This window comes from Trinickia dabaoshanensis (assembly GCF_002879885.1).
Classification (GTDB): Bacteria; Pseudomonadota; Gammaproteobacteria; order Burkholderiales; family Burkholderiaceae; genus Trinickia; species Trinickia dabaoshanensis.
In genome coordinates, this window is the sequence record NZ_PNYA01000001.1 from 106,194 (window position 1) to 118,705 (window position 12,512).

The following is a 12,512-nucleotide window of genomic DNA, read 5'->3' on the forward strand; positions in this document are numbered from 1 at the left end:
AAGAAAGGTGATCGAACCATGCCGAACGTCGCAGTGCTCACCAACGATTTGCAGTACGAGTTCACCCACAAGATATCCAAAGATCCGCACGACTTGAGCCGGCTGCTCAAGCAGTTCAATACGTTCCTCGACGGCATCCGCGCCGCTGGACAACTCGTCGTGCACCTGCAACTGATTCACGATCCGAACGACCCGCAAGTGCAGAGCCGTTATCGTGGACGCGCCATTCCCGCCATCGCGGGCACGCCGGGAAATCGGCTGATCGAAGAAGTGGTGCATCCGTCGGACCTCGTCGTGGTGAAGGGCCGCGACAGCGGCTTTTACGAGACCAAGCTCGACGATACGTTGCGCGAGCAAGGCGTGAAAACGGTCGTGGTGACCGGTCTGCAGACCCATGTGTGCGTCCAGACCACGGCCGCCGATGCATTTTTCCGCGGCTATAAGATCTGGGTGCCGAGCGACGGCGTGTTCTCGCCGAAGCCCGAAGACACACAGCGCGCGCTCGAATGGCTGGCCAGCTATTGCGCCGTCATCGCTCCCTCGTCCGAGATCCTCGAACGGCTGAAGGATCACGACGATCTGCCGGGCCGCGGCGAGGAGATCGCCGCATGAGCGCCGATCAAACGCTGATCGATCGCGTAACGGGCGGCGCCGCCCCGGTTGCCGCCACGGCGAATCCGAACGAAACGGTCGTGCTGGATCACGGTACCGGCGCAAAACTGAGCCGGGAGTTGGTGGAGCGCATCTCCGAAACGCTTGGCGACGTCTACCTGGGCGCGATGGAAGACAGTGCGCTGTTAGAGCTGCCGACCAACCGGATCGCCTTCACCACCGATTCGTTCGTCGTCACGCCGATCATCTTCGGCAACGGGGATATCGGCAAGATCGCGGTGTGCGGCACCGTCAACGACCTGGCGGTCAGCGGCGCGCGCCCGCTCTATCTCACGCTGAGCCTCATCATCGAGACCGGCATGCCGATGGACGAGTTGCTCACGATCATTGCGTCCGTGCGCGATACCGCTTGCGCCGCCGGCGTGAAGATCGTCGCCGGCGACACGAAAGTGGTCCGTAAAGGCGACGCCGGCCGGCTCTTCATCAACACCGCCGGTGTGGGCGTGTTGGAGCGTCCGCCCACTTCCATCCAGAGCGTTCGCCCCGGACAGAAGATCCTTCTATCCGGCTATATCGGCAACCATTCGATCCATTTGCTTTCGATTCGAGAAGGACTGGGCTTCGAACGCAACGTTCTGAGCGATTGCGCGCCGCTCAATCACATGATCGACGCGGTGCTGAACGGCGTACCTGCCGGCAAGATCGCTTCGCTGCGCGATGTCACTCGCGGCGGTCTTTGCGCAGTGCTCCACGAGCATGCGCGCGCGAGCGAATGCTGCATCCGCTTCGAACGCAACGCGCTACCGATTTTGCCGGAAGCCGCGATGGCCGCGGACATGCTCGGAATCGACGTCATCCATCTCGCCAACGAAGGTTGCCTGTGCCTGTTCGTCGAGCCCGACGCGGCCGACGACGTACTCGCCATCTTGCACCGAGATCCCGCCGGCCAGTACGCGGCAATCATCGGCGAGGTCGGCGCAGCCACCGGTGCGCAGGTGCGCCTTGTCGAAGCGGATGGCAGCGAGATCACCATCGCGGAACTCCATGGCGCCGAACTGCCCCGACTCTGCTGAATGCCTCGCGACGCCGCCGACTCGCCGCTACCGGGTCTGCGGCATCGTGCAGGGCGTCGGCTTCCGGCCCTTCGTGCATCGGCTGGCGCGCAGCTACGGCGCCAACGGCTGGGTGCTCAACGATTCGGAAGGGGTCCTGCTCGAGGTGCAAGCCTCCGACCAGGCCATCGACGGCTTCATCGACGAACTCGTCTCGAGGCCGCCTCCGCTCGCGCGGATCACCGATGTGCGACAGGTGGCGCACGACGTACCCGTGCCTTGCTACGAGGGCTTCGAGATTCGCAAGAGCGTCGATCTGGCGTATATGGACACCATCATTCCGCCCGACTCGAACGTCTGCGACGAGTGCCTGAGCGAAATGCGCGATCCCAACGACCGGCGTTACCGGTATGCCTTCATCAATTGCACGCATTGCGGGCCACGTTACTCGATCATTCACGGCATGCCCTACGACCGCGCGCAAAGCACCATGCGCGCGTTCACCCTGTGCCCGCAATGCCATCGCGAGTACGAAGATATCGAGGACCGCGGGTATCACGCGCAGCCGAACGCGTGCCCTGTATGCGGGCCCCACCTGCAGTTGACCGACCGCGATGGCGTACCGGTCGAAACCGGCGACGTCGTGCGCGACACCATCGCCAGGCTGCGCAACGGCGCCATCGTCGCGATCAAAAGCCTGGGTGGTTTCCATCTCGTCGTGGACGCCCGCAACGAAACGGCGGTGCGCGAGTTGCGCCGGCGCAAGCGGCGCGACGCGAAGCCCTTTGCGGTGATGGTCGCCGACGCGGACGCAGCCGCCCGATGGGCACACGTCAACCCGCACGAGCGAGCCCTCCTCGAGAGCCCGCAGCGTCCCATCGTCTCGCTGCGCAAACGCGCCGAGACGCTGCCGGAAGCGATCGCGCCGCGCAACCCGAATCTTGGCGTGACGCTGCCCTCCACACCGCTGCAGCATCTGCTGCTCGAGGACCCGGCGTTGAGTGTGCTAGTCATGACGAGCGGCAATCTATCAGGGCATCCGATCGCCTACGAGAACCAAGCCGCGCTCGACCAGTTGCGTGAAATCGTGGACGCCTTCGTGCTCAATGACCGGGATATTCGCACGCGCGTGGACGATTCGGTCGTCCGAGTCATCGTACGCGAAGACAAGCATGTTCCGCTGATGTCGTTCATGCGCCGCTCGCGCAGCTATGCGCCGTATCCGATCCATTTGCCGTATTCGGTCGGCTCGATCGTGGCGCTCGGCGCCGAACTGAAAACCACGGTCGGCATCGGCAAAGCCAACCAGGTCTTCATCAGTCAGCACATCGGCGACTTGAAGAACGACACCACCTTCAAATCCCACACCGATTGCGCCGCGCATCTGCAAGCGCTGCTCGCCGTGCGGGCCGACACGCTCGCCTGCGACATGCATCCCGCGTTCCGCTCGACGCGCGCGGCGGTCGAGCAAACCGAGATGCAGGTCGTGCAAGTCCAGCATCATCATGCGCATATGGTCTCGTGCATGGCCGAGCACGGTCTGTCGGGCACCACCATCGGCGTGATCTTCGATGGCGCGGGCTACGGCCCCGACGGCACGATCTGGGGCGGTGAATTTTTACTGGGCGATGCCGCCGGATTCGAGCGTGTGGGACATCTGCGGCCTTTGTTGCTGTTGGGTGGGGACCAGGCCGTCAAAGAGCCCATTCGCGTGGCCATCGCTCTGCTGGTCGATACCTTCGGCGAACACGCCGCGCAACTGGCCCTGCCCGCATTGCTCGCGGTGGACGAACAACGACGCGACGTGTTCGCGAAGATGGCGGCCCGCAGGATCAACGCGACGACCACGACCAGCATGGGTCGATTGTTCGACGGCATCTCGGCGCTGCTCGGCATCTGTTCCAGAGTCGAATACGAAGCGCAAGCGGCGATCGAGATGGAAGCCCTGCTGCAGCGCGATTTTCATCGCGCGCGGCCATTCGAATATGCCATCGAGACGCGCGGCGAATGCCTCGAAGTCGACTATCGCCCGATGGTCCGTGAGGCGGTCGCACTGCTCCTTGGGCCCGGCGCCGACCTCGCCGAACTGAGCCGGCGCTTCCATTCGACGGTGGTCGAGATCATCGGCGACATGTGCGAGCGCCTCGTCGCGCGTTTCGGGGTCGAGCAAATCGTGATGAGCGGCGGTGTCTTCAGCAACGAATTCGTGCTGGTCAATGCGCTAAGCGCGCTCGAGTCGCGTGGATTCAAGCCTTACTGCCACCAACTGGTGCCGACCAACGATGGCGGCATCTCGCTGGGTCAGGTGGTCGTCGCCGCCGCTCGAGCCACCGCGGGCAGCGAGCTCCAATTGATCGAGGAAATGAGATGAGCCAGATGAGCCATTACGCAGCCAACGTATCGGCCGTGCTGTTCGACATGGACGGCGTACTGGTCGATTCGCGAGCGGTGATCGAGCGCGCATGGCGCGAGGCCGCGCAGCTCTACGGCCGCGTGATCACCGAGGACGACATCCACCGGCATATCCACGGACAGCCCGGGCCGCACACCATTCGCGCGCTGTTCCACGACTTGCCGCGCATCGACCAGGAGAAGGTCCAAGCGCACGTCATCCACGTCGAGAACACGGCTGACTACGAAACCATTCCCGGCGTGGCTCGCCTCGTCTCGCGCCTCGGGGAGGCCGGCATCACGATCGGTGTTGTCACGAGCGGCTGGCGCTACAAGATCGATCGCGTGATCGATATGCTGCGAGCGAAATCGTACTTTTCGGTCATCGTCGAGCGTGACGACGTGGCCCGCGGCAAACCGCATCCCGATCCGTATCTCCTGGCGGCGCACCGTCTCGGCATACCCCCGTCGCGCACCGTGGTCTTTGAGGATGCCGGCAGCGGCGTCACCTCGGCAGTCACCGCGGGCGCCTATTGCGTCGGCATCGGCGGTGAGGAGTTGTTACGCAACGGCGCGCAGCTCGCCATCCCCGACTTCCAGGGTGTCGAACTGCACACGAACGGCGAGGATGGTTCGATTCTCTCGTGCCGGCCGGGGCATCGGCTTTTCGTTGAGCGCTTAACCGCCGTGCAGGCGTGACGGTCCAAGCGGCCGGTTCGCCGTCGCTGCAATCCTTGCTCCGCGGACATTCGGATGCCGCTCCGGAGCAACGCCCGAGGACGACCATGTACAGAACGACTCGCACCTGTGCCGCAGGCGCGGCCCCGCCCGCCGACAGCGGCGGCCGCCCCAGCGCGCTGGACTCGTTAGCGCCCGCGGTTGCCGGCATGCTCGATCGCATCCGTGCAGTGACTCCCGAACTGTTCGGCGACCATGCGCGCCGTATCTTGCCGACAGCCGAGGCCGTTCTGATTCTTGCGTGCGGCGGTAGCTATCACTTAGCGCTGGTGGCCAAAGGCTGGATCGAGAGCCTGGCCGCGGTGCCCGTGAACATCGAACTCGCGAGCGAGTTCCGCTATCGGGAGAGCGTAGCGAACCCGGGCTCCGTCGTGGTGGCGTTATCGAGGAGCCGCGATCTCGACGACGTTTTGGGGGCGATCGAGCTTGCCGTACGAATGGGGATGCCCAATACCCTCGGTATCTGCGATAGCTCGAACCAGACGCTCGCGAGCGCTTGCCGGTTGGGTTTCACGATGAACGCGATACCCGACGGCGCGATGACGTCTGCGCGAACAGGCACGATGCAACTGATCGCCCTTTTCCTGCTGGCGCTGGTGCTCGCCCGCTCGCGCCGCGCGCTGACCGCGCAGCAGGAGCAAAGCCATCTGCAGGCGCTACACGAGTTGCCCGAGGTCGTCGCCGAAGCCGTGACGCTCACATCGGGCATCCAGGCTTGGGCCGAACGCCTCGCATCGAGCGACGACATGTTGTTCCTCGGCCGTGGGATGCACTACCCCGTAGCGCAGGAAGGCGCTTTGAACATGAAGGAAATCGCACGCGTTCATGCGGAGGCCTTTTCCGCCGGCGAGCTCAAGCATGGCCCGCTTGCGTTGGTAAGCGCCGATATACCGGTCGTAGTGACCGCGCCGGGCGACCGGCTCGCGGAAAAGCTCAACTCCAATCTTCAGGAAGTCAGCTCACGCAACGGCAAACTATTCGTCTTCGCGGACACGGATTGCAACGTGCCGGCCAACCTCGGCATCGAAGTCATGCGCGTTGGCCGGCACCGCGGACTGCTGACCCCTATCGTGCACACGATCCCGATGCAGCTTCTCGCCAGGTATACCGCGCTCGAGCGTCGTTGCCGCATCGAGGGAACGCGCGACACCGCCTGCGCCATAGAGGCCGGATAGCGCTTGTCATCGACACGAGGGAAACGAATGTCCGCTTCCGACGAGGCAAACCTATACGTTCCGACCGCCGTGGCGCCGGTGATCTCGAACGTGCGTTTTTACGATACGGCGGATCGTATGTTGAAACGCGCCGACATCGAGATCCGCGATGGCGAGATCGTCGATATCGCGCCGCCGGGAACGTTGTCGGCACACGAGCACGTCGACGGCAGCGGGTTCGTGTGTTTGCCCGGCCTCGTCAATGCCTGTCTCGCGGCCGACATCGCCCGCGATGACGAGCCAGCGGACGCCGCCGAGCTTCGCATTGGACAGCTCGGCGACATCTTGCTTCACGCTGTATCGACCGGCGTGACCGCCGTCGGCATGTTCGGATCGCGAGTGCAAGATTGTCTCGCCGCCGCGGCGCGGGTGGGCTTGCGAGCGAGCTTGTATCGAACGTACACGGACCTATGGCTCGGACCGGAGCCAGGACCCGTCGCGTGGAATATGGCCGAATGCCCCTGATATCAACTATTGCGAGACTGAGCGATGCACCCAAACTCGACCCCGCCGCATTCGGCGTCACCGATCCGATTGACCGCGGCAGGAGCACGCCGTGCGTAAATCGACTGTCGACACGCGCAAAGACTCACCTGCTTGGTACCCGACGGCCGCCATGTTTTTCTTGAACGGCGCGCTGATCGGCATGTGGGCTACGCAAATCCCGGTCTTCAAGGAGCGCCTCGGCCTCGCCCCTTTCGTGCTGAGCCTCATCTTGCTGATGCTGGGAGGCGGTACCGTCGTGGCCATGGTATTCAGCTCATGGTTGATCCAGCGAATGGGGGTGTCGAGATCCATACGCATCAGTGCCATCGTGTATTGCTGCCTTGCCAGTCTGATTCCACTGGCACCGGACGTCGCCACGCTGGCCGCGATCGTGTTGCTGTTCGGCGCATCGGGCGGCACGATGAACGTCGCAATGAACGCGCACGCAAGTGACGTCGAAATGCGCTTCAAGCGACCGTACATGTCGTCATTCCACGGCATGTGGAGCTTGGGGGGCTTATTGGCCGCCGGTGTTGGGGCGGTGCTCATGCGCGCATCCACCCCGGCCATCGAAGCGCTGGCGATCGCCAGCGCCATGTTCGCCCTCTTTCTATGGGCGCAGCGCGGTCTTCTCCCCCGCCAACAAACGGAGCCCGGCGAATCGGCACCTGCAAGAACGCGGCTGGCCCTAGTCGGCCCAGCGCTGCTTCTTGGGGTAGTCGCGACGTTTGCATTCGCTTGCGAAGGCGTCGTGCTCGATTGGGCGGCGGTGTATATGCGGCAAACGCTTGGCGCCGCCAACGAAGTGGCTTTGATGGCCTACGCCGTCTTCGCCGGTTTCATGGCGGCCATGCGTTTCGCTGGGGATCTTATTCGCCGCAGGTTCAGTTCGCGCGCGCTCGTGTGCGCGGGCGGCCTGATCGCCGCCATCGGATTGATGGCGGGCCCGCTCAGCCGCGACGCCGTCGTCATGATTACAGGCTGTGCAATTGCCGGCGCCGGTCTCGCCAATGTCGTGCCGGTTCTTTTCAGCATGGCGGGGGCGCTTCCTCGGCCAGCCGTGCAAATCGCCACCGTATCGACGATGGGATTCGCCGGGCTGCTCTCCGCCCCGCCGTTGCTCGGCCTCATCGGCCAGCATTTCGGCCTGGGTGCCATCTTCTACACGGGCGCCGCCGCCGCGATCGCCATTGCCGTTCTCACCCTATCGGGGATTCATGCTTCGTTGCCCCGCACGCCCATCGACGCGCGCGTTCATTCGCAAGAGTGACGATCGCTTTGGCTTGCGCAACTGAAAAACCCGGCAATCCGCAGGACGAGGCGGCTAGCCGTCTGAAATGCCGATGCATTTCCCAGGAATAAAGAAAAATCATCGATATTGCAGCATCGCGGCACCCCAGCCCCTTCGCATGAGATCAATCAACACAAGAGACTAAGCGAATTGGTTTTATGCATTTCAATCCTTAATATCAGATGGGAGGAATCATGCCGGAATCGATTCTTCGCGTAGCGTCCATTCAATTTCAGCATCGCGCCGGCGACAAGCGGTATAACCTGGCTCGGATCGCGGAATTTGCCGGCGCGGCGGCGGCTCAAGGTGCTCGTCTGGCGATTTGCCCCGAGATGTGCATCTGCGGCTACTGGCACGTCCCGAAGCTCGATAGAGCGGAACTCGCTGCGCTGGCGGAACCGGTCGATGGACCCTCGATTCGGGTGGTGCGGGACATGGCGGCCCGATACGATATTGCAATCGGCACGGGATTGCTCGAGACGGCGCCGGATGGGCAGCTTTTCAACACCTACGTTCTATGCATGCCCAATGGCGAATTACACAGCCACCGTAAATTGCATGCGTTCGAGCACGAGCTGATCAGCAGTGGAAACCGCTTCACGGTATTCGATACGCAGTGGGGAATCAAAATGGGAATCCTCATCTGCTGGGATAACAATCTCATCGAAAACGTTCGTGCCACCGCTCTATTGGGCGCGACGATTCTCATCGCGCCGCACCAGACAGGCGGCACGAACTCCAGAAGCCCTCATGCCATGAAGCCGATCCCTTTGGACAAATGGCACGACAGACATCGGAACCCCGATGCGCTAGTCGCCGAATTTCAAGGGCCGAACGGGCGTGAATGGCTGATGCGCTGGTTGCCGGCACGCGCCCACGATAGCGGAATCTTCGTCATCTTCAGCAATGGCGTGGGGCAAGATGAGGATGAGGTCCGGACCGGCAACGCCATGATTCTCGACCCTTACGGCCGCATTGTTGCCGAATCGACTGCATGCGAGGATGCGATGGTGGTAGCGGATCTCGACTTGCAACTCGTCGCGGCGAGCACCGGGCAGCGATGGATAAGGGGCCGCCGCCCCGAGCTGTACGGTTGCCTCGCGCAAGTGCGCGGCGACGAACTGGGCCCACGCGATACGCACTTCTTGGAGGTGCCGACGAAAGCGACGTGAGCGTCGGTTGGCATGCGATTTACTCACGGCGGCGCAGCAGCGGCCCGATTCGTTAGCATTCCGTAAGGCGCCGGCACTTGAAAACCGAAAACTCCGGCGCATTTGGTTGACGTCCGATTCGATCATCATCATTATCCCGTCGAGAATTCTTCTCTTAGCGGCATAATCGAACGGCTTTTCCCTACTTGGGAAGAACTGCCATCCGTATTCCGGAATGTATTGCGCCAACCGAAGGCCCACGTATAATTCGCCGCAGCCCCGCTATTGCGGGAATTACCGCCAGCCAATATCAGAACGATCGCACCACACTCGCGACTTCCCAGCATGTCTTCCGACGAGACCTTGCGCCGCTGGCGGTTGATCCTCGGCCACTACGCCAACCGTTCGCTCACTGGGGCGGCATTCTCAGCCGACGACTGGAAACTCGACCAGACGCTCGAATATCTGTACGGCCGCGAGTACGAAGGTCGCGGGCTCGCGCGCGGCAAACCGGGCGCCGGCGGTTCGCTCGATCCGAGCCAATTGCGCGCCATCGATTGGCTGTCGCGCTCGCGCAAGCTTTTTCCGCGCGAGGTGTTCGAGCGCATGCAGACTCAGGCGATCGAACGCTACGAACTCACAGAAATCCTCGAAGACCCTGCTGTACTGCGCTCGCTCGATGCGTCGCCGGCCCTGACCCGCGCATTGCTCGGCATGCGCGGCCGGTTGTCCGCCCAGATGCGCGACGCCGTGCGGGAAGTCATCCAGAAGACGGTAGACGAGATTACGCGCCGGATCAAAGGCGAGTTCGTCAACGCGCTGACGGGTCGGCGCAATCGGTCGCGCCGCTCGCTGACCCCGAGCGCCCAGAACTTCGATGCCGGTGCAACCATTGCGGCTAATTTGAGGCACTACAGCGTGGAGCGCCGGCAGATCGTCATCGAACGGCCGCGCTTCAATTCGCGCGTCAAGCCGCATCTCCCATGGGATGTCGTGCTTTGCGTCGACCAAAGCGGTTCGATGGCCGACTCCGTGATTTACAGCGCCGTCATCGCCGGCATCCTGTCCGGGTTGCCCGCGGTGCGTGTCCGGCTCGTCGTATTCGACACGAGCGTGGTCGACTTAACGCACCTCGCACACGACCCTGCCGAAGTGTTGCTGACCGTGCAGCTTGGCGGCGGGACCGATATCGGCCGTGCGGTAAGCTACTGCGAATCGCTGATCGCCAATCCGCGGCGCACCGTATTCGCAATGATCAGCGATTTCGAAGAAGGCGCGCCGCCAGGGCCGCTGCTGGCGGCGGTGCGGCGCCTTGCCGAGGCCCGCGTAACGCTGCTCGGCCTTGCCGCGCTGGACGAGGCGGCAATGCCGGTCTACGACCGTCAAATGGCGCAGCGTCTCGCCGACCGCGGGATGCAGGTTGCCTCGCTCACGCCGACACACTTCGCGCAGTGGCTGTCCGAAGTGATGAGTTGAGCGCACAAACATGCCCTGGTTCGACATATACCGCGCCTACGACGACGACACGCTGACCGCGCTCGCCAATGCCGGCCTGCTGCGGCGCGCCGCCAAGGACGTGGACGCAGGGAAAGTCGGATGGATCGAGCAGGAAGAGGCGCATGGCGTCGTCGATGCCGATGGCCAGCGCGTGCAACTCGACACGCGCGGTCCGCAGCAGGCGCGCTGCGATTGCCCTGCTCCGGGCCTGTGCAAGCACATCCTCGCCGCCGTTCTTTGGTTGCGGGCGTCGCCGGCGGCAACCGTCGGGCCGGCAAACGATACGGCTCGGCCCGAATCGGCGATGCCGGCAGCCGATTCGCCTGCGCCCACACCGGAGCCGTCCCGACCACAGGTCGTTACAAATGACCCGCTGAACGAAGTACTCACCTTGCCGGTTCCCGCTTTATTCAGGGCGGCCGGAGCGGCAGCAGTTCGCCGGGCTGCTGCCACACCCGCGGGCCGCCTGGAATGGCGGCAGCAAGGCGGCGTCCTCATCATGGAACTACCCGATCTCGGTCAGAGTTGCCGATGGATAGCCGGGGCAGGCTTTTCCGGCATGGTGTCCGATGTCCCTGCCGCAGAGCGCAAAGCAGTGCATCTGATGGCGCTCGTCGCGCTGCGCGAGGTCCATGGCCTTGCACCGGAGTGGCCGGCCGACGCTCAGCCGCCGGCCGCCGAAGACACGGCCGCGCTCACCGCGCGCGAGCAGACATTTCTCACGCAAGTGGAATCCACGCTGGCGGAGCTGCTGACAGGAGGGCTTTCGCATGTCAGCGAACTGACGGCCGCGCGGCTTCTTGCACTGAACATGTCCGCACGGGGCGAGGGTTTGCCGCGCCTCGCCGCCCTATTGCGCAACCTCGGCGGCACAGTCGATCTGCTGGTGCGCCGCGATCATCGCGCCGACGAACGAGACGCCCTGGCCGCAATGGCACGCATTCACGCGCTATGCAACGCACTGCGCACCGCGGACGGCGCACTGGCCGGCGCGCTGCGCGGCCGGTTGCGCAGGCAATTCGCCCCATCGCAAACGCTAGAGCTGCTACCGCTCGGCGCGCATTGGTGGCAGACCCGCGGAGGCGCGCGCGGACTGACGCTCGCGTTCTGGGACCCGCAGGAGACTCGGCTATTGCAGGCCACGCTCGCACGTCCCGACGGCAGCGATCAGTCGTTCACCCGCCAGGGCGCCTGGACCTCGCAAGCGGTGTGGCCCGGCGCCGGCGCTGCGCAACGAATCTGCGAGGCCGCTTGGCGCATCGAACAACCGCGGCTTGCCGACGATGGCCGGCTCGCCCTCGGCGGCGCCACGCGGGCGCAGTCCGAGCCGCTGTGGCATCTGGACGACCCGCGTCTGCAAGACGTCGGATTTTACGACTGGGCCGAACTCGGCGAGCGCCTGCGTGCTGCCGTCGGACTCGCAGGCGAACCGCTCGACACCGTGCTGCTGCGTCCCGTCGACACGCGCCCCCCGCGGCTCGACGAGGTCCGTCAGCAAGTCGAATGGACCGTTGAGGACACGAGTGGCCGCTGGTTGACGCTTGTCGTTCCGATTTCTCCCGAGTATCAACGGCGAGCCGACAATCTCGATCGCCTCTGCGCGAGGCGAGCCGGCGTGCTGGGGGTGCTCGTGCGCGTGGAGCGCGGCGCAGCCGAAACGGCGTTCATCCCGCTCGCCATCCTCAGCCGCGATGCGAAAAACCGGCTGCAGGTCATCTCTCTCGATTTCGCCGAAGAATCCGAGCGGCCGACTTCATTGGCGAACCGCATTTTGCGCATGTTGGAATCGCGCCGCGAGCAGGCGCCCCCGGCCGCGGCCCCGACGCTCGCGGCACGGCTGCTGGCGCCGGTGTACGAACTGCTCGAAACCCAGGCCGCAACCGGCCGTCTCGCGACGACCGCGTCTCAGATCGAACGTGCCGAGCGAGCTTGCGAGTCGATCGATTCGGTCGGACTCTCGACGGTTGCCGCAGCCCTCTTATCGCATCTGCGCAACCCGGACGCTCACGGCATGCTACGGCTGTACCGGTTGTGCGAATTACTGACCGAGCTCGATGGGCTACCGGGCATCGGCCGCTAA

The 12,512-nt window shown here is 63.9% G+C and carries 10 protein-coding genes; all 10 read left to right on the forward strand.

The annotated features are described in order from the left end of the window. The first annotated feature begins 18 nt into the window (after positions 1-18). The gene (locus tag C0Z18_RS00490) at positions 19-612 is read left to right on the forward strand and encodes a cysteine hydrolase family protein (RefSeq protein WP_102643406.1); all 594 of its coding nucleotides are present in this window, start codon (positions 19-21) and stop codon (positions 610-612) included. Continuing rightward, positions 609-1,685: a hydrogenase expression/formation protein HypE gene (hypE, locus tag C0Z18_RS00495; protein ID WP_102643407.1), complete on the forward strand. Its 1,077-nt coding sequence runs from the start codon at positions 609-611 to the stop codon at positions 1,683-1,685. Before C0Z18_RS00490 ends, hypE begins: the two co-directional genes overlap by 4 nt. Further along, the gene (gene hypF / locus C0Z18_RS00500) at positions 1,657-4,035 is read left to right on the forward strand and encodes a carbamoyltransferase HypF (protein ID WP_102643408.1); all 2,379 of its coding nucleotides are present in this window, start codon (positions 1,657-1,659) and stop codon (positions 4,033-4,035) included. Before hypE ends, hypF begins: the two co-directional genes overlap by 29 nt. Continuing rightward, positions 4,032-4,754 carry an HAD family hydrolase gene (locus C0Z18_RS00505; protein WP_199189360.1) on the forward strand — a complete coding sequence of 241 codons (723 nt, stop codon included), beginning with the start codon at positions 4,032-4,034 and terminating at the stop codon, positions 4,752-4,754. Before hypF ends, C0Z18_RS00505 begins: the two co-directional genes overlap by 4 nt. An 86-nt stretch (positions 4,755-4,840) precedes the next feature. Beyond that, positions 4,841-5,968, forward strand: a complete 1,128-nt coding sequence (locus C0Z18_RS00510) for an SIS domain-containing protein (RefSeq protein WP_146013901.1) — start codon at positions 4,841-4,843, stop codon at positions 5,966-5,968. 27 nt (positions 5,969-5,995) lie between these two features. Further along, entirely contained in the window at positions 5,996-6,472 is a 477-nt protein-coding gene (locus tag C0Z18_RS00515) for an amidohydrolase family protein (protein ID WP_102643410.1), read from the forward strand. A gap of 91 nt (positions 6,473-6,563) precedes the next feature. Continuing rightward, positions 6,564-7,763: an MFS transporter gene (locus C0Z18_RS00520; RefSeq protein WP_102643411.1), complete on the forward strand. Its 1,200-nt coding sequence runs from the start codon at positions 6,564-6,566 to the stop codon at positions 7,761-7,763. A 215-nt stretch (positions 7,764-7,978) separates the two neighbouring features. Continuing rightward, positions 7,979-8,956 carry a nitrilase family protein gene (locus C0Z18_RS00525; protein ID WP_102643669.1) on the forward strand — a complete coding sequence of 326 codons (978 nt, stop codon included), beginning with the start codon at positions 7,979-7,981 and terminating at the stop codon, positions 8,954-8,956. Between the two features lie 324 nt (positions 8,957-9,280). Then, positions 9,281-10,411: a VWA domain-containing protein gene (locus C0Z18_RS00530; RefSeq protein ID WP_102643412.1), complete on the forward strand. Its 1,131-nt coding sequence runs from the start codon at positions 9,281-9,283 to the stop codon at positions 10,409-10,411. Positions 10,412-10,421: 10 nt separating this feature from the next. Then, complete coding sequence (locus C0Z18_RS00535; protein ID WP_102643413.1) at positions 10,422-12,512, forward strand: SWIM zinc finger family protein; 2,091 nt, start codon at positions 10,422-10,424, stop codon at positions 12,510-12,512.

What these genes read in the sequence shown, in the direction of transcription:
- C0Z18_RS00510 (WP_146013901.1), top strand. Translation starts at nt 4,841, where the DNA reads ATGTACAGAACGACTCGCACCTGTGCCGCAGGCGCGGCCCCGCCCGCC.
- C0Z18_RS00530 (WP_102643412.1), top strand. Translation starts at nt 9,281, where the DNA reads ATGTCTTCCGACGAGACCTTGCGCCGCTGGCGGTTGATCCTCGGCCAC.
- C0Z18_RS00515 (WP_102643410.1), top strand. Translation starts at nt 5,996, where the DNA reads ATGTCCGCTTCCGACGAGGCAAACCTATACGTTCCGACCGCCGTGGCG.
- C0Z18_RS00490 (WP_102643406.1), top strand. Translation starts at nt 19, where the DNA reads ATGCCGAACGTCGCAGTGCTCACCAACGATTTGCAGTACGAGTTCACC.
- hypF (WP_102643408.1), top strand. Translation starts at nt 1,657, where the DNA reads ATGGCGCCGAACTGCCCCGACTCTGCTGAATGCCTCGCGACGCCGCCG.
- C0Z18_RS00505 (WP_199189360.1), top strand. Translation starts at nt 4,032, where the DNA reads ATGAGCCAGATGAGCCATTACGCAGCCAACGTATCGGCCGTGCTGTTC.
- hypE (WP_102643407.1), top strand. Translation starts at nt 609, where the DNA reads ATGAGCGCCGATCAAACGCTGATCGATCGCGTAACGGGCGGCGCCGCC.
- C0Z18_RS00535 (WP_102643413.1), top strand. Translation starts at nt 10,422, where the DNA reads ATGCCCTGGTTCGACATATACCGCGCCTACGACGACGACACGCTGACC.
- C0Z18_RS00525 (WP_102643669.1), top strand. Translation starts at nt 7,979, where the DNA reads ATGCCGGAATCGATTCTTCGCGTAGCGTCCATTCAATTTCAGCATCGC.